The following is a 20,027-nucleotide window of genomic DNA, read 5'->3' on the forward strand; positions in this document are numbered from 1 at the left end:
TGGTGGAATGGGCATCTTGGTGGAATGGGCATCTTGGTGGAATGGGCATCTTGGTGGAATGGGCATCTTGGTGGAATGGGCATCTTGGTGGAATGGGCATCTTGGTGGAATGGGCATCTTGCCCGTTACAATAGATTGTCCGGCGGGCATCCTGCCCACTCTACTGCTATTCATTCTTTTCCCGATTCCCGATTCCCGATTCCCCACTCCCGATTCCCCACTCCCCAAAATCACAAAACCCCACAAAGACATAACCTTGCAGGGCTTCATGATATTCTATTTGGTGGCGGGAGGCGGATTTGAACCACCGACCTTCGGGTTATGCGTACCAACTACAACTTTCGTTGCCTGGATCTTCCAGTTTGTGGTCTGGACTGTCCCTTCACCCTCGCCTTAAACGTTAGGGTGCCTGCCTAACCAGTCTCTACACCTTCTCCTTTTGGGAGCTTGGCTCGGGATTACCTCGCTACAGGCTTCCCCGAATTTGACAGGTAAACACACGGAGATTTATCTTCGTGCCGCCCATGCTCAAGCAAGCTATTAAGCGTCTAGCTAACTTGATTGTTGAGCCCGACGAGCTACCAGGCTGCTCTATCCCGCGTCGTCTTTTTTACTATAACACCTAATTTCCAAAAGTGGCAAGGGGAAATTGGAAATTTCTCAAATTAATTCTATCAGCTATCAGCTATCAGCTATCAGCTATCAGCTATCAGCTATCAGCTATCAGTCATCAGCTATCAGCTATCAGCTATCAGTCATCAGCTATCAGCTATCAGCTATCAGCTATCAGCTATCAGCTATCAGCTATCAGCTATCAGTCATCAGCTATCAGCTATCAGCTATCAGCTATCAGTCATCAGCTATCAGTCATCAGCTATCAGTCATCAGCTATCAGCTATCAGCTATCAGTTATCAGCTATCAGTCATCAGCTATCAGCTAAAGGCCGTTGGCCACGCTACTTGAGGTGCTATCAGCTATCAGCTATCAGCGCGAGCCTAAACCTGACCGCTGACCGCTGACCGCTGACCGCTGACCGCTGACCGCTGACCGCTGAATGCTGACCGCTGACCGCTGACCGCTGACCGCTGACCGCTGAATGCTTATATGGAGGGAGTCGGGAGTGATCAGCTCACCCCTTAAGGCATAGATAACTCACCAACCACTTCTAAACGCTTGTATTTACTGAGATTAATAAACATCGACTCCAAGGTATCTGCTACCGAAGGAGTAATCCAAGCCATTTGCTTAAGTAGGGCAATGGCTGCAGCATACTTAGCAGATTTGCCACCATCGAGGACTTTAATGGCTAGACCCATATTCTCCCCAACGCGACCGATACACTGAACCCCTTGTGCTCCCGATTTACTGACCAGTTCCCCTTCGGATAATCGCATCAGTTCTGTATCAAATCCCCCATCCCCGGACACCATCTGGGGATGACTGATCATGGCGCGGACAATACGCTCCATGGCCAGATTATTACCAGAAGAGAGCAGAGCGTACAATAATGCCATTTGCCGTAGCTGTAAAAAATAAGTCGGAGCGTTACAGTCGTCGTGAGCGAGAATTAACTCTTGCTCCGGCATCTGTAGCAGCTCCGCTACTTGGCTTAAGATTAACATTTGCACGGGATGATTATACTCCAAATAGCTCTTGATTAGCCACTGCCTTTGTTGACAAACAGCCAACATTCCAGCATGTTTACCGGAACAGCAATGCTGGAGTGAACTTTCCTGGCCTGGGGGAATGGGACACTGTAGTGCTGATGGGTCAACATCACAGCGCCAAAGAATATTAAAGACTTGCCTGACCTGCTCCATCGTGCCGTGATGGGAACTACACATAATAGCCAAGTCTCGGTCCGTGAGATTGTAACGCTCAAGGGTACCTGTGGTAGTGACCGCTAAGGCTTGGAAAGGTTTGAGTGCAGAGCGAATAAATGTCGAGGTTTCTGGGTTACCCGCAACATATAACATCCGTCCCCGGTCATCACACACAACCGCTTGAGCTGAATGAACTGATTCGATAATGCCTTCCCGTAGTAAACGGACTTCTAAGGCTCGTGTTTGAGTACGTTTTCCCCTGGTCATGGATTAGACTTAAAGCTACCCTATAGCTTAGTTGGAGCAATCGAGCTAGGTGGCTGATAACACACGCCAAATGATATTGCCACCAATCACGACTATAATCAAAAATCCGAACGTCCAGTATAAACGTCGCAAAATTGGTTGGAGTTCATAAGAAACAATTAAGCGATCGCGAGCCAAAATTTCTGGGGTTTTTGTCCAGGTTTGACCGTCATACCAGCCTGACTCCTCGTAGACAATGGTTTCTCTGATCAAGCGATCGCGTACATAGAACCAACCCAGGTATAGCCGCAGCAAGGCTAAAATCAAGAATATACTTGCTCCTGCCCCGCCACAGAGCAGAAACTTGATTATCGCTTTTTGCGGTGGAAAACTCACTGCTGCTATCGGCCCTGAAATCAGCCAGCTCAACCCCCAAACCCAAGCCAGCTTCATCACATAATTTGGTAGTTCCAGCCTTACCCAGTTAAAAAACCAAGAGTCCCTTAGTTCTTGGTATTCATTTATGGGTTGCTGCTCTTCTGGAACAGGACATACATAAACGGGAGATTTCATGATTATTTTTTTGTGAGTGCTGCAATTAGGATGCCTGAAACTCAATCTGTTCCGCGTGGCCCCAGAATGCTTCGAGATTATAGAACTTGCGTTCTTCAGGCAGCAAGATATGGACAATCACGTCACCGTAATCTTGAAGTATCCAGATTCCCTCTGCTTTTCCTGCTGTTCGCACAGGTAAACGGTTCCATGCCTCTTCTACTTGCTGTTCAATCCACTGAGAGATTGCCCTGACCTGTACCCTAGAAAACCCGGTCACAATTACAAAGTAATCTGTGATGTAAGATACCTCTGAGACCGACAGAATCACCAGATCTGCACCCTTGCGGTCATCTGCTGCTTGAGCAACGGTTAATGCTAACCCATAGCTAGCATCCTGGTTTTCGGTATCAGGGGTTACTAAGGTGGAGGGCTTATTATTTTGATCTCTCATTAAGCGTTTAATTCCTCGCTTTACAAAACAATCTGTTCTAATAGTAATTAAGTTTTCTTGTGCTTAATCACTTGCTGTACAATTCTTTTCATTTCTTTTCGTTGCTTCTTCATTTGACACTCACACTGCTGTTGACGAAACGTTCCTTAAAGCTAGGCACATGGGACTTTAGGTATTTACACAATCTTTCTTACCGTCTCTTTTAGCTGTTGTCTTCCTGGACATCTGTTGAGCCCAGTTGCGAGTCAATATCATACGTTGGTGAATGGGACGAGGACTCTCTAGCAGGAATTTTAAAGAGTAGTCACAGGCTAACCAAACAGTTTTGTATAGGTCTTGCTTAGAGAGATTTCGTAAGGCTTGTAAATCCGGTGTCTCACCACGACCTGGCTCAATAGTATCAGCAATAAACACAACACAACTGAGGGGGGTCATACCCTCACGCCCTAAGGTATGGAGAGCGATCGCTTGCAATACTGCTTCATCTTTGACTCCAAATTGCTCTTGGGCAACAATAGCACTGACATCTGCATGCAATAAATGAGGCGCGGCTTCACAGACTGGATCGACTTCTATGCCGTTATCTCTAGCCATTTGCAACAAGCGCTCAGGCTTAAAGCATTTGGCTAGGTCGTGCAACAACCCTGCTTGAGCTGCCTGCTGAGCATTGAGATGATGAAGCTCAGCGAGTTCAACAGACATCTGTTCAACCCGCAATATATGCTGTAGCCGAGAAGACGGTACATTATCTGCTAACCAGGTCAACACCTGATCACGCATCACCTTAAAAAACTCCTAATAAGTAACACTGGCTAATTAGTGTTTAAGAAAAATTTAACAGTTTTTCTTTAGCTAGAGGATACTAACCCATACGTCTATTAAAACATTTTCTCAAGACTTTAGCAATAAAATGTTAAAGGAAAGGGAGTAGGGAATCGGGAGTCGGGAATCGGGAGTCGGGAATCGGGAGTCGGGAGTCGGGAGTCGGGAGTCGGGAACTTGACAACAAAAATTCTCACAATTCCTAAAGGTATTGCTATATAGGGGTTTTTAACTTAATGAGGTACACAGGATTTTTTCCCTGTTTCCTGTTATCTGTTCCCTGTTATCTGTTATCTGTTCCCTGTTCCCTAAAAGCTTAGGTGCGCTCTTACCATTAAGAATTAAATTCGCCAAGGTCAAGCGCACCTCAAAAATTTGTAGCTTACGTAATTGAAAATTGCTATAGTAATCATTTAGGATTGCTATAGCAAAAAAACCTTAGCTATCAGCTAAATCGGGAAAGACTTCTCGCACTGCTGGATGAACCAACTGGTGATTCTGGACATTAACGCCCTTGGCTAAAGCGGGATTATTTTCCAGAGTGCTCAACCCCTGATTGGCCAGACTGAGTACGTAGGGGAAAGTACTATTGTTTAGAGCCACAGTTGATGTGCAGGGAACAGCTCCAGGCATATTAGGCACCCCATAGTGAACCACACTCTCCTCGATATAAATGGGATTGGTATGGGATGTGGGTTGTAATGTTTCAATACAGCCTCCCTGATCCACAGCAACATCTACAATCACTGAGCCATTAACCATTTGTTTGACCAGAGAGCGCGGCACTAAAATGGGGGCGCGACGACCAGGGACTAACACTGCCCCAATCAGGAGGTCAGCATCAGTAACAGCTGCCTCAATTTCTGCTGAATTGCTGTAGAGGAGTTCCACTCTTGAGCCAAAGATGGTTTCTAAATAACTCAACCGTTGAACATTAATATCAAAAATCTGTACTCTCGCTCCCATCCCCACAGCTATTTTGGCGGCTTCTGTACCGACAACTCCGCCACCAAGAATTACCACCTTACCTGGTCTGACTCCGGGAATACCCCCCAACAGCACCCCTCTTCCCCCCTGCTGACGCTCCAGAAATCTGGCTCCAAATTGCACGGAAAGACGACCAGCAATGATGCTCATCGGGGTTAGCAGCGGTAGGGTGTGGTCTGGGAGTTCTACGGTTTCATATGCGATCGCAATCACCCCCGATTGCAGCAACTTCTCGGTTAAAGGGCGGTCAGCGGCTAAGTGTAGATAAGTAAACAACAGCTGTCCTTTTTGAAGCAAGGGATACTCTGGCTCTAAGGGTTCTTTGACTTTGACTACGAGTTCCCGATTCCAAGCCTCAGCAGCCTCTAAGACAATTTTGGCTCCCTGACGCTGATAGTCCTCATCGGTAAAGCCAGCACCAGTGCCAGCATTAGTTTCAACGAAAACTGTATGACCCGCTTCTTGTAAAACCCTGACACTACTGGGGGTTAATCCCACACGAAACTCTTGATCTTTCGTTTCTTTGGGAACACCTATTTCCATGCTTTTACCTCTTGGGATTACTGGTGCTGTATCTATATGTGATCTAAATGTTAAAATTAGTGAAGTTAAGTAACTCTACTATAGCTTGGCAACTTTTATCACTATGACGCAACCCCAACCCTCTAAAGTCCCTCAAGTCCAGTCACCTAAGTTTGGGTTTAATGATTACGCAGAACGCTTGAATGGTAGAGCTGCCATGATTGGTTTTATTTTGACTCTGGCAATTGAATACTTTACTGGTCAAGACTTATTAACCTGGTTAAGCTTACACTAAAACTAGTCGGAGAGTCGGTCAGTGGAAGAGTCGGTTAGAGAAAAAATCCCTTTAGCTACTGGCCTACTCCTGTAAGCTCAAACATAACTGCTCCCATCGTTTCAAAAATTAGCAAAATTGATCTTGAATTTCCCGGTTGCTCTGGGGATATCGAAGAATTATAGATATCAGATATATCTCAGTAACAGTATAGAAGTCCCCCAACTAAGTTATTGCTCTAGTTGGGCAGTTCTGGCCTATTCTGTTAAAAAAGAAGTAAATCTGTGAAATAGAGTAAGTAGTAAGCCGTGATAAATGCTTTATGGCATCGAGTGTTGAAGTCAGCTTATCGTAAAGAGCCAATCTCAGGCTTCATCGTGATTATCGGAGCGGTGGATGCTGTCATTGGTGGTGTAGGCGGACGCTGGTCATTATTCAGTTTTGGACTGATGATGGTGGGAATAGCAGTGGCAGTCCGTTGGTGGCAAAGCCAAAGTCAGCAAACTGAACTGGCTGAGCAGCCTGTCGAGCGCTATCTTCCCCCCAGTTCTTCCCGTCCACCATTACCGATGTTGAGTGCTGTCAAGGGTCAATCACATCGAGGTCAACCTCGACGTCAACCACCTCGATAGGTCAAGTTGTTTTAAGATCAAACTGTTCATCCCTAAGGCAATAGGGGAAACAAAGGGGAGAGCATAGTTATCAGTGGTAAGTTACCAATTACCAATTACCAATGACCTTTTGACCAATTCACAGGAATGGCTCAAAATTGGTCAGGTAGCTAGTCATAGCGGGTTACCCGTTAAGACCATTCGCTATTACGAAGAGATTGGTCTGCTTACGCCAGTCACAACCCGCTCCCCTTCTGGCTATCGCCTGTTTACCAGGCAGGTGCTGAATCGACTGGCTTTTATAAAACGTGCCCAATCCCTAGGACTTAGCCTTAGTGAGATTCAAGACATCCTCAAAATCCATGACTTTGGTGAGTTACCTTGTGGAGCAGTTAAGCAGCATCTACTGCTCAAAATTGAGGGAATCACTGAACAAATAGAAGCATTGGAACTACTAAAGTCCGAGTTGTTGGGTATAATCTCCGGTTGGCAAGAACATCCCCCTGACGCGGTGAAAAGTAAGACGATTTGCCCTAACCTTGGCCAATAGGCCACGCTACGCGAACAACAACCATGAAAAAAATACCGTTGGCGATTTTGGGAACTGTGCTCGGGATCATGACAGTGGTCACCAGTACCACCTACGCTAGGGAATCAAGACTGGGGCTAATGGTTGCAGCTATACCGGAAATGGCTTCATCCCAGGCTCAATCTTGGAGAACTCCTCAATTAGTGCGTACTATTCAAGCCCATTCTACCGCTGTGGATGCTCTGTCATTTAGTCCTAGTGGGCGAGTGCTACTCAGTGGGGGGAGCAGGAGTGATGCCCATCTGAAATTATGGTGGCTGAAAACCGGTCGTGAAATTGATAGCCTGCGAGTACACCAAACCTCAGTGTCTGACATGGCTTTTAGTGCTGATGGGACAATTCTGGCTAGTGTCGGGGAGGATGGTGGGGTCAACTTGTGGCAATGGAATCAGCAAGACTACACAGGAGACTATACCCGTACTTTTCTAGGGCATAGAAGCAATTTGCTTTCCCTAGCTATGACCTCAGATAGTAAGGTGTTAGTGACTGGGGGATTGGATGGTATTCGGGTGTGGGACCTCAGAAACCAACGTCCCCTTTACACTCTGGCAAATTTTGATCATCCAACCTATTCCCTAGCGCTTCATCCCAAGGCCGAAACCTTGGTCAGTGGACTCAAAAATGGCACGATTAAAATTTGGAATCTGAACACAGGACAACCGCTTTACGTGATTCGAGCTCATCAAGGTATCACTAGTGCCCTAGCCTTTACCCCTAATGGTAGAACCCTAGTCAGCAGTGGTTATGACGGTAAGATTAGGGTCTGGGATACAAAGACTTGGCAGCTTAAGTATACCTTGGCCAAACATACTGGCAAAATTCGTGCGATCGCAATTAATCCAGTTAATGGCACAATTCTGGCTAGTGCTAGTCGTGATGGGGTTCGGTTGTGGAATTTGAACACTGGTAAGCAGATTGCTTGGTTGACTGGACATCAAGATTGGGTACAATCCGTTGCCTTTAGTCGGGATGGACGTTTACTGGCTACTGGGGGATTTGATCGGACGATAAACATTTGGCAGGCGAATACAACAGAGGTAGCAGTGACTCAGTAAGGGATTTGCTTGTCAAAACAATATCAATTACAGTAGCGTGGGCAAACTTCCATTATCTAGAATACTCAAAATAACTAAACTAGTTTTGCCCACCTTACAAGCTAAACAAGATCATGACAGATAAATCGAATAATCTTGCTATTATTCATTTCGATGGTGTCAGCAAAAGACGAACTAATCAGTCCGCCTGTGGTGCTATAATTCAGTATCAAGGTGAGGTTTATCCAGTGTCTCAATACGTAGGATTTACTACCCAAAACCAAACTGAGTATATGGGACTAATCCTTGGACTACAGAAGACTCTAAAGCTTGGAGCAAAACAAGCCAAAATCTATGGAGATTGCGAACTAGTAATTAACCAGCTCCATGGGGATTATATGGTTAAAAACAACAATTTGGTTAGCTTTCATACCCGAGCAAAAACCCTTCTTGATAAACTTGATTTCTACGAATTAATCTGGATTAACAAAACCCAAAACCTTGAAGCTGACCAGTTAGCTAATGACTGTATCGATTTGGAAAAGTCCTAGAAGTAAACGTAAGCATTCAGCTGACAGCTGTCAGCTGAATGCTTACCTCAGTTATCTTTTGATGCCTGCTCCTCTTGCAACAGTTGCTCTTTGGAATCTGCCCAGTAGGCAGCGTAAGTCCAAACTTCCTCGTTATCGTTTTCTTTGCTTTCTACTGACCATCGATAAATAGCTGATTTCGGCTCAACCCCAATTTCTATAAGCTTGGCACCCATATAGTACTCCATCTGGTTTTTGGTCATATACTTGACCCCAGTAGGCTCATTCTTTTTTACGGTTCGGGACATGAAAGCCTTGGTATGTTTTGCCATTTTGTTTCTGTTTTGGATTTGAATATTAAGAATTGCTGATGTCTTGCATCCGTTCTTGACTAATCTCTAGCAAGACTTAGACACAATTCTTAATATTCTAATGCTTGAAGCGAGAAAAGAGTTAGGTAAAGTACCCTACTTCCGGTATTTTCGGGCTGCGCAACGGCTGAACACCTAGTGATGGGATGGGCTTGATTGTTGCCAGACTTTGCTGCTGCTGTACCATGGGATTGACCTTTGGTCACGCTATAGGCATTGCCGACGCTGCGCGTTCGCGTAGCGTGGCCTACGGCCAAACGCGATTGACCTTTGGTCACGCTTCGCGATCGCATTAGTCGCATTAGTATGAAAAAAAGGATGAAGGTCAGCAGTTGCATTCAGACCAGTCTACCAAAGGCACTGCCAACGGCAATTGTGGCTTATCATCCAGTGGCCAGATCCCTCAGTGTTGAGGAACTAATCAACCGCAATTTCCATCACGAGTGAGGTACACAGGATTTTTTTCTACTCCCCCCTCCCCGTGCCAGAAACCACTACTAACAAAACTTTTCCCCCTACTCCCTACTCCCTACTCCCTAAAACCAATGTATCTGGGAAAATTGAACCTTAAGCCTGTCTACTGGCTCTTAGGGCTAATCTTGGCAGTCATCCTCCTATGGGCACTACCCAAGCCCTGGCACGCAGCCAGTTTATCTACTGACCCGAAAGTATTACATGTCCTCAATCGCGTTAGTTTTGGTCCTCGCCCTGGGGACATCGAACGGGTAAAATCCATGGGGGTTGATGCTTATATTAAGTCCCAACTTTCCCCAGAATCTATCCCTGAACCGCCACAACTGAGGAAACAACTCAATAATTTAGAAACCCTGGAACTGAATCCAGTGGAGGTATGGAAAGGCTATGCACCACCACAAGGTAAAAAGAAACGGCAGCTGAGTCAGCAAGAACGGAAGCAGGCTCAAAAGCAATCGCAAATACCTAGGCAGCAGGGATTGGAAGCCCGTTTAATCAGAGCGATCGCTAGCCCTCAACAGCTTCAGGAAGTAATGGTAGACTTCTGGTTCAACCACTTCAATGTTTTTGATAGCAAGGGATTGAATCGGATCTGGGTTAGTTCCTTTGAACAAGATGCCATTAGACCCCATGCCCTTGGTCGTTTTCGGGATTTGTTAGGTGCTACAGCTCACCATCCCGCCATGCTTTTCTATTTAGACAATCACCAAAACACTGCACCAGGAAGTCCAGGAGCTCGTGGTCGATACAAAGGGCTTAATGAAAACTATGCTCGGGAACTGATGGAACTCCACACCCTAGGAGTAGATGGTGGCTACACCCAAGAGGATGTAATTACCTTAGCGCGGATCTTGACTGGCTGGACTACTGACCGTGAGGGTAAACACGGTGACAGTAGGGGATTTTATTTCCAAACTAAGCGCCATGATTACAGTGATAAGGTTTTGCTGGGTACACCGATTCCAGGTAGTGGCAGCCTAGAAGGAGAGCAAGCCCTAGACCTTCTGGCTCGTCATCCCTCCACCGCCCATTACATTAGCTATAAATTAGCCCAGTACTTTGTAGCTGATCAGCCACCAGCAAAGCTAGTAGACACTCTCGCCCAACGCTTTTTGAAGACCGATGGGGATATTCGTAAGGTTCTAGAAACCCTATTTCAAAGCCCTGAATTTTGGGACACTCAGTATTACAACAGTAAATTTAAATCCCCCTATCACTACATCATCTCAGCAGTGCGAGCTACAGGCAGTAAAAAGCCCAAATGGAAAACCCTCTCTGGTATTATCCGTCAGCTAGGAATGCCCATCTACGGCTGCCCAACTCCCAATGGTTACAAAAACACTGAGAAGGCTTGGCTCAGTCCAGATGGGATGATTCGCCGGGTCAGCTTTGCCACTGCATTAGCCAATGGTAATTTCGAGCAGCGTCAACCTAAAGAAAAGCGTAAACCTGTAGATGCTGTCCAACTCAGGAAAACCCTAGCCAATCACTTTTCTGACCAAACCAAAGAAGTCATCGACAGTAGTCCCGCTAAGCTACGAGCCGCCTTGATTTTAGGCAGTCCAGAAATGATGTATCGGTAGTATCTTAGGGAACAGGGAATAGGGAATAGGGAACAGGGAATAGGGAATAGGGAATAGGGAGTAGGGAGTAGGGAGTAGGGAGTAGGGAGTAGGGGTAAGAAAATTGACTGCACCTCATAAGTCTGAATAAGTCTGATAAACGCTATCTTTTTTTAAAAAAAACTGATTAATTATGACTTGTTATTGAAAATTTTTAAATCAATGTTTAAGTTGAAATTTGCAATTTTTATATAAGCTATTTAGAGAATTTAAAAATAGCTCATGAAACCAAATCCTGATTTATTATAATACCAAAAATTCCTTGAATCTCTTTCCTAACTCTTCCCAGATCCGCTGTTCCCAGATCCGCTGTTCCCTCTTCTTTATTACCGATTCCCGATTCCCGATTCCCGATTCCCGATTCCCTAAAAAAATCTACCTCACCTCATTGAAAACCGCTAGATAAAACCAACAATGAAAAGACGCAAATTATTAAAACAAGCTAGCTTCCTAACTGCTGGGGGAATGATCTCTATGGGGAGTTGGGTAGCCAGAGGATTAGCAAATACAGCAAATGCTAATCACCGTAAGCGACTGATTGTTATTTTCCTGCGGGGTGGCATAGATGGACTGAATGTAGTTGTGCCATACCAAGACGCTGATTACTACCAAGCGCGACCGAGAATTGCGATTCCTCGCACCGGGGAAAAAGGGGGAGTCTTGGATTTAGATGGTTACTTTGGCTTACATCCAGCTCTAGCTGATCTGATGCCTCTTTGGAAACAGAAAAGTTTAGCCTTTGTTCACGCCAGTGGTTCACCAGACTCCACTCGCTCCCATTTCGATGCTCAGGATTACATGGAAAGTGGCACCCCAGGGATTAAGAGTACAGATGATGGCTGGATGAATCGACTATTAGGGACAATTCCCAAGGAAATACCAACTCAAGCGGTGAATATGGGCACAACAACGCCACGGATTCTATCCGGTCAGATGCCAGTGGCTAATTTACCGATGGGGAGAAATTATAATCACAAGCTGCCTGTAGACCGTCCCCAAATTGATGCTGCTTTTGATCAGCTCTATCGTGGTAATGATGCGATTAATCTAGCTTATCAGGAAGGAAGTGAAGCACGGAAGATACTGCTGGCTGAGCTAAAGGAAGAAATGATGGCAGCTAACCGGGGAGCACGACCTTCCTCTAAATTTGTTGGTGATAGCCGCAAATTAGCCAAGCTGATGGTGGGGGATGCTAAGACCCAACTGGCATTTTTGGCCTTAGGTGGCTGGGATACCCATGTTAACCAGGGCCGTAGTCAAGGACAGCTGGCTCGAAAACTTAAGCCTCTCGGACTTGGGTTGGCTACTCTAGTCAAAGCCTTAGAACCGATTTATGCCGATACTGTGATTGTGGTGATGTCAGAATTTGGCCGTACCCTGGCAGAGAATGGTAACAAGGGTACTGACCATGGACACGGGAATGTGATCTGGGTCTTGGGTGGAGGAGTTCGCGGTGGTAAGGTCTATGGAGAGTGGCCCGGTTTGGCTGAATCCCAGTTGTATGAAAAACGGGACTTAGCAGTAACTACGGATTTTCGTGACGTGCTGATGCCTGTGCTCAGGGAACATATGGAGATTGGAGACTCGAATTTAGCCCAAATCTTTCCTGGTTTTAGGTCTAATCAGAATCTGGGGCTTCTGTAGGGAAACAGAAGTGTCGGGGGAGGGGAGTGCGATCGCACCTCAAGCAGCGTCGGCAATGCCTATAGCGTGACCTAAGGTCAATCGCGTTTTAGTTGATGCCTCGACAAACAGTGCGATCGCGAAGCGTGACCAAAGGTCAATCGCTTTTTAGTTATAGCAGTCGAAGTAAAGCTTAAGACATCTTCTGCTCCCTGCTCCGAACGCGCCCCGCGTGGCCTACGGCCTCAGTCCCTGCTCCCTTTCAACCAAAAGACTATGTCCTAAACTATACTTCCCTTGCTATAAAACCTCGACAAAGACTTCGTACGCTTTTTAGTGAAGCCTCGACAAAGAGTGCGTTCGCACCTCAAGCAGCGTCGGCAATGCCTATAGCGTGACCAAAGGTCAATCGCTTTTTAACTGGAGTTTAGACTAACTGGGGTTTCCCAAGAATGCGATCGCTAATCCAGAATGCGATCGCTAATCCAGAATGCGATCGCTAATCCAGAATGCGATCGCTAATCCAGAATGCGATCGCTAATCCAGAATGCGATCGCTAATCTAGAATGCGATCGCTAATCTAGAATGCGATCGCTAATCTAGAATGCGATCGCTAATCTAGAATGCGATCGCTAATCTAGAATGCGATCGCTCACCCAAGCAATAGTGTGCTCTGAGGGGGTTCCCTGGTCGCCCGAGGCTTTGTGAGTCACGACTATGGTCGTCCGGTAGTGCATCAGCAAAGTGTGGGTATGCCGCGCAAGTCATTCCAACTCCAAGGGGCGATCGCTAACCCAGACCTTTGTGCCGCCGTATTGCCAAAGCGACTATGAACCCAAATCCAATTGAAATAGCTGACTACCAACCTTACTGTTGCCAAGGTCTGCTCCCAGACCTTGGCAAATTTATTCTGTCGCCGATGCCCGAGACCCGTCTGCTGTCGGACAATCCCGTTAGTTCGCTCTAGTTGTTGGGTCTGCTCTTTACCGATGATGTGTCTTACTTGTGGAGGTAAAACTCGCGCTATATCCACCCCAATCATCAGTACGCCATTGTTGACAATCGGTTTTTCCTTCTGTATTCACTATTAATTCTTCGATGAATTGGTCAGTATGTTTACCTACTCTAGCTGCCAGAATTAAGCCCCTTGATGATGCTTGAGTCATTCCAATCCAACAGTCTCCTTCTTTCAATTCATTGGACTGACAGCGAAATTGTTTTTTTGGACAAATGACCAAAATTCATCACCGCTGATTTGTGAGGTTTCAATCTTCTGTACACGGGCATTATGAATCATTTGTCCAATCACCGTAGCTGCTCGCAGCAGGCGTTCCTACCGTATTGTAGGCGAGATTAGTCGTCCGACTGACTCCTCTCAAACTACTTCCCTCTGCATGAGCCTGTAGAACCGTGTGAATTGTTTCGGGTTCAATTTTTCGGCGATAGTAAAGAGTATCAAAAGTAGAAGTGAACGTTTGTTGGCACACTCGACAGTAGTACCGTTGGCTTCCCTTACTAGTTTTGACCTGTTTATGGGTCTTATGATGACCCCATAGATGGCATTCCATCATTCATAGGACTATTTTTGGACAAGATTCATCTTACCACTCCCACACTTCCGCATAGGCACTACCGAATTTTGCTCATGGGGTGCAACAAGTTTGTGGAGAGCAAGTGCGGGGGTCGGTGATTGAGCGAACATCAAAGGAATTTGAAACATTACCAAAACGATGGATCCTCGAACGGACATAAGGCTTGCTGAATCGATTTCGGCGTTTGAGCTGCATATTATGAATTGTACACAACCATTGCGTGAAGGGATGATTTACGGGGAGCTGATTCGTTTAATGACTCGCCGACTGGCTTGTTAAGGTTTTGTTTACAAATCAGCTCTTACTAGACGATCCTTCTCCCCTGATCTTGTGTCTTATCCAAGATTAGGATAGGCAGCAGTCTGAAATAATCCGGAAAATGTCTGAAGCAACCCGCTCCCAACCATAATACTTTTCACCCAGATGGCGTCCGTATCGACCCATTTGTTCAGCTAACTCTCTATTGGACAGTAAATAGTTAATTGCTCCTGCAAAGGCATCGGGATTCTCATAGTCACTGATCAAGAGACCGTTCATATCTGGGATGACTACTTCTGGGTTTCCTCCTCGCATTGTGGTAACTATACAAAGACCTGTTGCCATTGCTTCATAATGAACTCGTGCTAAAGGTTCTTGCCATTGAGATGCACAAACAAAGATGTCACCCATGAGGAAGTACTTCTGGACTTTTGCAGGTGGAATAAAGCCAGTAAAGTAAATTGATTCTTCATAGGTTTTTCCTTGTTCTTTCAGTTGACGAACATATTTATTTTCCTCGTTATGGCCGTACCATTTGCTACCCACCATAAGAAGAAATGTTGATGGGTGTTGTTCTAGAATTTGGGGTAGGGCAGAAATCAGGATATGGGGTCCTTTCTTAATACTTAATCGACCTACATAGACAACGATTTTGCGATCGGTCAATCTGTGAGAACTTAGCAATTTTTGGCGACGTCTAGATCCTTCCGGTGACCATCGGGACTGAAACTTCTCTAAGTCAACGCCTGCATGTACGGGGTGAAGTTTATGTCGGTATTCAGGGAAGAGATCGGCAATTCCATCAGCAATAAATTTGCTGACTGTTATGACTCCTCTAACCTTCTCTAGACAACTCTTAGCAACCTCAGGTTTAATCTTGTCCTCATGAAACATTTCATTGTGCATGCTCAGGATAAACTGACTACTAGGGCTAGCAGCAGCAATAGAGGGTAAGTATTTAGGGCGATTGTAAAGAATGACTAAATCGAACCTTTCCTCAGCTGCAAATTTAGCAGCTGCTTGGTAGTAAGCCTCAATATCACCTGTCGGGAAGCGCTGGTAGCTGACTCCATTCAGCACATGTTGATTGGGCAAATCTGAATCAGTGACAGAAAAAACACTAACGTCATGAAACTTGCTTAGATAAGGTAGTATTCCGTCAATATAAGTCTGGATTGCACCTCCTCGAATACATGGAACAGGAAGCTTCTCAGTGCAGATTAAGAGGATCCTCACTACTTTGACCTCATAACTTCTCAAATTTGATTACTTTTCTCTGACGACATGATTACTCAGCTATTTGCTGTCCTTAATTTAGGGGTATTGCAAACCTGGTTTTCAGTTCGCTTAGAGTGGTAGCTTGGTTAGACGTTGGACACAACGACTTCTTCACCAAACTTAGTGGTGACGGGAGCATCCCATTTTGGAAACAATATTACCCAAAGCAACGATATTTCAAGGGTTTCAGCCCCCTAAAAAGAGCTAACGTGCCAAATTGGGATGCTCCCGTGGTGACTGCTGATAGCGGGACGCAATCTGCAACCTGATTTTGGGTTTTGTCGAACATCCAAACCTTGAGATCAATCAATGCTTACTAATCCATAATACAGTGTGTTTGATTTTTTTACACGCTAAATATGGATTTTATTGCCTTGATTCTCAATGTTATTGTGCCCCCAATGATTTTAGATCACGACTTACCTAAAGACACCAGATATCGATTAGATTCTGAGCAGAATCAATTCATAACTAAAGAAGGTTTTTTAAGTTCTTTAGTTAAATATGAAGATAAACTTTGGTTCTTAATTTTATCAACTGTACATTGATTCAAGTAAGCTAGTATTTTCAGGAAATTCCACACCAAAATAGCACAAGCAATAGGATTTATTTGCAGGGTAATCGCATTTAAATTTGTCAACTGGGTATCAAAAACCTAGGACAGTTTTAAATCATACCTTAATCCCTTCTTCGGCTCATGAAAGCGTCATAAAGAGTTGGCACAATAGGTATGATTATTGGCAGGGTAAGGACGTGCTTCGTAGTAGTTTCCTCTGGCTCTATGGTTCAATTCTCCCAGCACTGGTCGAGCGGTCTCTAACTAGCATAGTTGCCGAGCAACACTTTGAGCAGCATTGTCATTGTCCATAGCCGCACGAAGCGCGTTTCATGGCAAGACTTTGCTTTGACGGTTCTCGTTTGAGTAAATTGAGCGACTTGCGTCGCAAAAGCCCCATATAATCCTGTCCATGTCCGGTACGAAGACGGCTGTGGTCTTCCCTAAATGTGACATCGTTCCACCCAAGGTCGGCTATGTTCAATCCCCCAATGGGAGCGGATTGCCCTTGCCAAAATGGTGGCATCAACTCTATCGCTAGTGATGTAAAAACAGACCTCTGTAGTTGTTTTGTTCCAGAGTTGACCAAATCGTTTCACCATCACTACACAGGTCTTGCCCTTCCATTTCGACCGATGGGGCAAATCGGGTACTTGAGTGATGGGCACTACCCAGACTTGCCGATGTTCAATGGGATGATGGCCAGCTTCTGTAGACTCGTCATAGCTAAACTCAATGCCCTCCCACTGGGTTGTCTGTGCCGCCTTAAAGAAAGCCTCCACTCCCAAGTGGAGTTAATCTTGATTCCCTTTGAGTGCCAGGATATAGTCTCCACCGACCGTAAGGATTTGGGCGGCAATATTGCGCTGGGTACCCATGGCATCTAGGGTAATAATTGCACCTTGAATATCCAGTAGGTTCAGCACCACGGGAATGGCTGTGATCTCATTTGATTTGCTCTCCACCCGTTGTTGAGCTAACACCAGATGATGTTCACTCGCCCAGTCACTCACCGTATGTAAGGCTTTGAGTTGCTTTTCCCGATCGTAGGAACCCCGAGCCGTTTTACCATCAATATTGATCAGCTTAATCTCTAGCTGGTTGGTAATCTGCTCCACCCAACTATTGAAGCATTCATGCAACTGAGTTGGGTCAATCAATGCCAAGACTCTCGAAAAGGTATCGTGAGATGGAATACCATGGGGCAATTCCAAAAACGTCTCTAACCATTGCTGTTTCGCTTTGCCATAGGTAATTGCTACCATATTATCTGCCCCAGACAGCACCGCCAAGATGGCGATGGTCACAAGATCTACAAGTTTATGCTTGGGTTCCCGTTTGACTCTCGGGTCATCCAATGCCTCAAACTGATTAATCACGCTATGTTTGAGCTGTTTCATCTGAGTTGAAAGGGGGGATGGGGTGGGAGTACTAAAATCAATAGACATCAGGGCCGTTGAGAATGTGAACAGACTGATTTAATCTCTATCCAATTTCCTTGATTCTGGAGAAATTGTCTAGTCTGAATTGAGCCAAAGCAAACCTCTGCGCCAACGTCTATTTTGTCAAGTACAATTTATACAAAATAGCTGGGATTACCCTGGATTTATTTGGATTCGAGATTTACGACACTGACAAGATTGTATGCCAGTCAATGTCTTGATGCAATAGCGAGTGGTTTGGGGAGCATCCCAATTTGGCACGTTAGCTCTTTTTAGGGGGCTGAAACCCTTGAAATATCGTTGCTTTGGGTAATATTGTTTCCAAAATGGGATGCTCCCGTGGTTTGAAGTTACCGTAAGAGAGTGGAGCCTTATTAAAAAATATTTAACCCTTTTTTGCATAACCTGCCGACATTAAAGGCTCCACTCTCTAAGGTTTCGTCTCCGGGGAAACCACGGCAATAGCGAGTGGGGGAGACCCCCACCTCATAAGGGTAGGTTTTTTACAAAGACCTCAGGTGTGGGGTGTGGGGCGTGGGGTGTGGGGTGTCTCATAAGGGTAGGTTTTTAACAAAGACGTGAGCTGTGGGGTGTGGGGTGTGGGGTGTGGGGTGTGGGGGATAAGAAAATATACTTAATTTGTCGTTAAAAATCATCATTGTCTTGATGCAATAGCGAGTGGGGGAAACCCCCAAGACAGCGCTGCATCGCTTCTTCAGGTGCGACCCGTGGCGAATTTAATTCGCCAAGGTCAAGCGCACCTAAGTTGTTTTCCTTTTCCTCTCCCTCTGGGTCGCCCCATGTTTTACCCTAATGTAAAAAACCTACCCCTGTGAGTCCTCTGGGACGGGAGAGGTCAACTAAGCGTGGAGAAGGAGTAAGACCAAAACTTGGACGTCCGTCTAAGTTGAGGTGCGACCCGTGGCGAATTTAATTCGCCGAACGCGCCCCGCGTCTCCTACGGAGAACGGAAAGCGCACCTTCGGCATTCTTCCGTGTTCCCGTAGCGTGGCCTACGGCCAAGCTAGAAACCCCAACTTACTTCGTTTAAGTAAGTTGGGGTAGTTCACGGGTCTACTTGAACATGACCAGTACAATAATTAGAGGTTCCTATTTATCTTCAATTAACCTGGTTCGATGGGGCATAAAGCCCCCGATGCAGATTCATTGAAGTAATCAATAACAATAGCTTTGCCAAAGGAGGAACTCAATCTTGGGTTAAAGTCAAGCGGACTTGAGTTAGCAACTCAGTTTACCCCTGAAAAACAAATCTACGAAGCCCATGACAGAAATTCGTATTGCTCCTCAGATCGATTAGAAACTTACCAATCTTTCTCGCTTTTCTTCTTCACCACAACAATTACTGGTTGAGCATTTTCTGCAACCTCACCACTCTCTTTCAATTCTCCAATGACTTTAGCAATCCTCTTAAAAAGCTTACCCTCACCATATTGCAAATCCTTAATATCATCCTTCTTTGCCGATCCCATTTCTAGGATAATGGTGTTTTCTTTCTGAAGTGTACTCATGGAAGTTCTCCTAACTAAATTTTAGCAAGCTTTATCAAAAGTTAGATCGTGCCCAGCTCCGCCCTTGTAAAAAACTTCAAAGTGATGTAATGAACATTCCAAAAACTTTTGAAGAACTCAAATCCTTTTTGGATTCAATATAATAGCGATTACATTGACGCATTACATCGAAGTTAACGATAGACCAGAAACCAAACTAAAATTTCATCAACTTAGACATACTCTTGGAATAGTTCTTTCCGAAATCCTTAATCCAACCATTTTTCTTCTTACGATTGGACTTCTCATGGCGCTCCTTATAGAGCGTTGTCGCCTCGTCGAGACGCTTTGCTTGTTTAAACATAGCCTTCTCAAGAGGCTTTAAAGCTGCTGCCTGCTTCTTCTTCTTCTTTTTCTTGCTCTTCTTACTTGTAGATCCAGACAAGAGCTCAGGTGTTCCTCCAAAAGAATCTTCACTGCGTAAAATGACAGCGCTCTTAATTTCATTATCAGCCATAACTCTTAAGTTCCTAGATTGATTTAAGTACTACCACTAATCTTATAGCATAAAACCTCACCGGTCAATAATTAAACTGACGTGAGTAGCTGAGGTGGTGACATGAGCCCCAAAAAGCTTACTCTATAAGGCTTTGATGCCAATGGGCTCATGGAAGATACAGTCGGAAATTAACCCTCAAGTCATTGTCTTGATGCAAAGCGCGAGTGGGGGAAACCCCCTGTTCCGAAGCTGCATCGCTTAATGGCAAGCTCAAACCCTTATAACTACGTCCAAAGTCAGCCCAAAACAGAATGTATATTTTAGGTGCGCTTGACCGTGGCGAATTAAATTCGCCACGG

The 20,027-nt window shown here is 45.3% G+C and carries 23 protein-coding genes and 2 pseudogenes; 11 read left to right on the forward strand and 14 right to left on the reverse strand.

Annotated elements, in window-relative coordinates; translation table 11 throughout:
* Together F6K64_RS35805 and F6K64_RS35810 are read left to right on the forward strand one after the other, a co-directional pair.
* The coding region (locus tag F6K64_RS35805; protein WP_287267856.1) for a hypothetical protein at nucleotides 1-303 on the forward strand (303 nt) is incomplete at its 5' end.
* A gap of 346 nt (nucleotides 304-649) precedes the next feature.
* Nucleotides 650-964: a hypothetical protein gene (locus F6K64_RS35810; protein WP_287251049.1), complete on the forward strand. Its 315-nt coding sequence runs from the start codon at nucleotides 650-652 to the stop codon at nucleotides 962-964.
* A 173-nt stretch (nucleotides 965-1,137) separates the two neighbouring features.
* Here F6K64_RS35810 and F6K64_RS35815 read toward each other — a convergent pair whose 3' ends face one another.
* The 5 genes from F6K64_RS35815 to ald all read right to left on the reverse strand — a co-directional run bounded on the left by F6K64_RS35815 (nucleotide 1,138) and on the right by ald (nucleotide 5,428).
* Entirely contained in the window at nucleotides 1,138-2,091 is a 954-nt protein-coding gene (locus F6K64_RS35815; RefSeq protein WP_008188195.1) for an asparaginase, read from the reverse strand.
* Nucleotides 2,092-2,136: 45 nt separating this feature from the next.
* A complete protein-coding gene (locus tag F6K64_RS35820) occupies nucleotides 2,137-2,646 on the reverse strand; it encodes a CGLD27 family protein (protein ID WP_044494779.1) in 510 nt (169 codons plus the stop codon).
* A gap of 22 nt (nucleotides 2,647-2,668) precedes the next feature.
* The gene (gene rsfS, locus F6K64_RS35825) at nucleotides 2,669-3,076 is read right to left on the reverse strand and encodes a ribosome silencing factor (protein ID WP_008180411.1); all 408 of its coding nucleotides are present in this window, start codon (nucleotides 3,074-3,076) and stop codon (nucleotides 2,669-2,671) included.
* A 168-nt stretch (nucleotides 3,077-3,244) separates the two neighbouring features.
* A complete protein-coding gene (gene yqeK / locus F6K64_RS35830; RefSeq protein ID WP_008180412.1) occupies nucleotides 3,245-3,856 on the reverse strand; it encodes a bis(5'-nucleosyl)-tetraphosphatase (symmetrical) YqeK in 612 nt (203 codons plus the stop codon).
* Between the two features lie 480 nt (nucleotides 3,857-4,336).
* Nucleotides 4,337-5,428, reverse strand: a complete 1,092-nt coding sequence (gene ald / locus F6K64_RS35835; RefSeq protein WP_008180414.1) for an alanine dehydrogenase — start codon at nucleotides 5,426-5,428, stop codon at nucleotides 4,337-4,339.
* A 103-nt stretch (nucleotides 5,429-5,531) separates the two neighbouring features.
* Between ald and F6K64_RS35840 the strand changes: the two genes are divergently transcribed.
* The 5 genes from F6K64_RS35840 (at nucleotide 5,532) to F6K64_RS35860 (ending at nucleotide 8,466) form a co-directional block, all read left to right on the forward strand.
* Nucleotides 5,532-5,702: a CAB/ELIP/HLIP family chlorophyll-binding protein gene (locus F6K64_RS35840; RefSeq protein ID WP_008180417.1), complete on the forward strand. Its 171-nt coding sequence runs from the start codon at nucleotides 5,532-5,534 to the stop codon at nucleotides 5,700-5,702.
* Nucleotides 5,703-5,992: 290 nt separating this feature from the next.
* Nucleotides 5,993-6,313, forward strand: a complete 321-nt coding sequence (locus tag F6K64_RS35845; RefSeq protein ID WP_287267859.1) for a hypothetical protein — start codon at nucleotides 5,993-5,995, stop codon at nucleotides 6,311-6,313.
* A gap of 73 nt (nucleotides 6,314-6,386) precedes the next feature.
* Complete coding sequence (locus F6K64_RS35850) at nucleotides 6,387-6,842, forward strand: heavy metal-responsive transcriptional regulator (RefSeq protein ID WP_287254643.1); 456 nt, start codon at nucleotides 6,387-6,389, stop codon at nucleotides 6,840-6,842.
* 23 nt (nucleotides 6,843-6,865) lie between these two features.
* The gene (locus F6K64_RS35855; protein WP_287254641.1) at nucleotides 6,866-7,936 is read left to right on the forward strand and encodes a WD40 repeat domain-containing protein; all 1,071 of its coding nucleotides are present in this window, start codon (nucleotides 6,866-6,868) and stop codon (nucleotides 7,934-7,936) included.
* Nucleotides 7,937-8,049: 113 nt separating this feature from the next.
* Nucleotides 8,050-8,466, forward strand: a complete 417-nt coding sequence (locus F6K64_RS35860; RefSeq protein ID WP_008180426.1) for a ribonuclease HI family protein — start codon at nucleotides 8,050-8,052, stop codon at nucleotides 8,464-8,466.
* A gap of 47 nt (nucleotides 8,467-8,513) precedes the next feature.
* Here F6K64_RS35860 and F6K64_RS35865 read toward each other — a convergent pair whose 3' ends face one another.
* Together F6K64_RS35865 and F6K64_RS35870 are read right to left on the reverse strand one after the other, a co-directional pair.
* Nucleotides 8,514-8,777, reverse strand: a complete 264-nt coding sequence (locus tag F6K64_RS35865) for a hypothetical protein (protein ID WP_008180428.1) — start codon at nucleotides 8,775-8,777, stop codon at nucleotides 8,514-8,516.
* A gap of 89 nt (nucleotides 8,778-8,866) precedes the next feature.
* Nucleotides 8,867-9,109, reverse strand: a complete 243-nt coding sequence (locus tag F6K64_RS35870) for a hypothetical protein (RefSeq protein WP_143764194.1) — start codon at nucleotides 9,107-9,109, stop codon at nucleotides 8,867-8,869.
* A gap of 13 nt (nucleotides 9,110-9,122) precedes the next feature.
* Between F6K64_RS35870 and F6K64_RS35875 the strand changes: the two genes are divergently transcribed.
* From F6K64_RS35875 to F6K64_RS35890, 4 genes are all read left to right on the forward strand, one after another.
* On the forward strand, nucleotides 9,123-9,263 hold the full coding sequence (locus tag F6K64_RS35875; RefSeq protein WP_154659691.1) for a hypothetical protein: 141 nt from the start codon (nucleotides 9,123-9,125) through the stop codon (nucleotides 9,261-9,263).
* A 98-nt stretch (nucleotides 9,264-9,361) separates the two neighbouring features.
* Nucleotides 9,362-10,873: a DUF1800 domain-containing protein gene (locus F6K64_RS35880; RefSeq protein WP_287254647.1), complete on the forward strand. Its 1,512-nt coding sequence runs from the start codon at nucleotides 9,362-9,364 to the stop codon at nucleotides 10,871-10,873.
* 301 nt (nucleotides 10,874-11,174) lie between these two features.
* A complete protein-coding gene (locus tag F6K64_RS35885; protein WP_154659692.1) occupies nucleotides 11,175-11,318 on the forward strand; it encodes a hypothetical protein in 144 nt (47 codons plus the stop codon).
* An 8-nt stretch (nucleotides 11,319-11,326) separates the two neighbouring features.
* Entirely contained in the window at nucleotides 11,327-12,556 is a 1,230-nt protein-coding gene (locus F6K64_RS35890) for a DUF1501 domain-containing protein (RefSeq protein ID WP_008180434.1), read from the forward strand.
* Between the two features lie 597 nt (nucleotides 12,557-13,153).
* Here F6K64_RS35890 and F6K64_RS35895 read toward each other — a convergent pair.
* From F6K64_RS35895 to F6K64_RS35925, 7 genes and pseudogenes are all read right to left on the reverse strand, one after another.
* Complete coding sequence (locus F6K64_RS35895) at nucleotides 13,154-13,303, reverse strand: hypothetical protein (RefSeq protein ID WP_154659693.1); 150 nt, start codon at nucleotides 13,301-13,303, stop codon at nucleotides 13,154-13,156.
* Nucleotides 13,272-14,106 (reverse strand): annotated as a pseudogene (locus F6K64_RS35900) (IS1 family transposase). The gene F6K64_RS35895 and the pseudogene F6K64_RS35900 overlap by 32 nt, the downstream one beginning before the upstream one ends.
* 366 nt (nucleotides 14,107-14,472) lie before the next feature.
* The gene (locus F6K64_RS35905; protein WP_044492374.1) at nucleotides 14,473-15,621 is read right to left on the reverse strand and encodes a glycosyltransferase family 4 protein; all 1,149 of its coding nucleotides are present in this window, start codon (nucleotides 15,619-15,621) and stop codon (nucleotides 14,473-14,475) included.
* 1,041 nt (nucleotides 15,622-16,662) lie between these two features.
* Nucleotides 16,663-17,667, reverse strand: a pseudogene (locus tag F6K64_RS35910) (ISAs1 family transposase).
* 1,316 nt (nucleotides 17,668-18,983) lie between these two features.
* A complete protein-coding gene (locus tag F6K64_RS35915; RefSeq protein ID WP_008180448.1) occupies nucleotides 18,984-19,190 on the reverse strand; it encodes a DUF6200 domain-containing protein in 207 nt (68 codons plus the stop codon).
* Nucleotides 19,191-19,386: 196 nt separating this feature from the next.
* Complete coding sequence (locus tag F6K64_RS35920) at nucleotides 19,387-19,686, reverse strand: DUF6312 domain-containing protein (RefSeq protein WP_287251430.1); 300 nt, start codon at nucleotides 19,684-19,686, stop codon at nucleotides 19,387-19,389.
* 148 nt (nucleotides 19,687-19,834) lie between these two features.
* Nucleotides 19,835-20,027: hypothetical protein (locus F6K64_RS35925; RefSeq protein ID WP_287267857.1), on the reverse strand; the 193-nt coding region annotated here is incomplete at its 5' end.

The sequence above is a fragment of the Moorena sp. SIO3A2 genome (assembly GCF_010672265.1).
GTDB lineage: Bacteria > Cyanobacteriota > Cyanobacteriia > Cyanobacteriales > Coleofasciculaceae > Moorena > Moorena producens.

Bases quoted from the DNA above. Each gene is read 5' to 3' on its own strand.
- F6K64_RS35815 (WP_008188195.1), bottom strand. From the start codon at position 2,091: ATGACCAGGGGAAAACGTACTCAAACACGAGCCTTAGAAGTCCGTTTA.
- rsfS (WP_008180411.1), bottom strand. From the start codon at position 3,076: ATGAGAGATCAAAATAATAAGCCCTCCACCTTAGTAACCCCTGATACC.
- yqeK (WP_008180412.1), bottom strand. From the start codon at position 3,856: ATGCGTGATCAGGTGTTGACCTGGTTAGCAGATAATGTACCGTCTTCT.
- ald (WP_008180414.1), bottom strand. From the start codon at position 5,428: ATGGAAATAGGTGTTCCCAAAGAAACGAAAGATCAAGAGTTTCGTGTG.
- F6K64_RS35840 (WP_008180417.1), top strand. From the start codon at position 5,532: ATGACGCAACCCCAACCCTCTAAAGTCCCTCAAGTCCAGTCACCTAAG.
- F6K64_RS35855 (WP_287254641.1), top strand. From the start codon at position 6,866: ATGAAAAAAATACCGTTGGCGATTTTGGGAACTGTGCTCGGGATCATG.
- F6K64_RS35860 (WP_008180426.1), top strand. From the start codon at position 8,050: ATGACAGATAAATCGAATAATCTTGCTATTATTCATTTCGATGGTGTC.
- F6K64_RS35865 (WP_008180428.1), bottom strand. From the start codon at position 8,777: ATGGCAAAACATACCAAGGCTTTCATGTCCCGAACCGTAAAAAAGAAT.
- F6K64_RS35870 (WP_143764194.1), bottom strand. From the start codon at position 9,109: ATGCGATCGCGAAGCGTGACCAAAGGTCAATCGCGTTTGGCCGTAGGC.
- F6K64_RS35875 (WP_154659691.1), top strand. From the start codon at position 9,123: ATGAAAAAAAGGATGAAGGTCAGCAGTTGCATTCAGACCAGTCTACCA.
- F6K64_RS35880 (WP_287254647.1), top strand. From the start codon at position 9,362: ATGTATCTGGGAAAATTGAACCTTAAGCCTGTCTACTGGCTCTTAGGG.
- F6K64_RS35890 (WP_008180434.1), top strand. From the start codon at position 11,327: ATGAAAAGACGCAAATTATTAAAACAAGCTAGCTTCCTAACTGCTGGG.
- F6K64_RS35895 (WP_154659693.1), bottom strand. From the start codon at position 13,303: ATGACTTGCGCGGCATACCCACACTTTGCTGATGCACTACCGGACGAC.
- F6K64_RS35915 (WP_008180448.1), bottom strand. From the start codon at position 19,190: ATGAGTACACTTCAGAAAGAAAACACCATTATCCTAGAAATGGGATCG.
- F6K64_RS35920 (WP_287251430.1), bottom strand. From the start codon at position 19,686: ATGGCTGATAATGAAATTAAGAGCGCTGTCATTTTACGCAGTGAAGAT.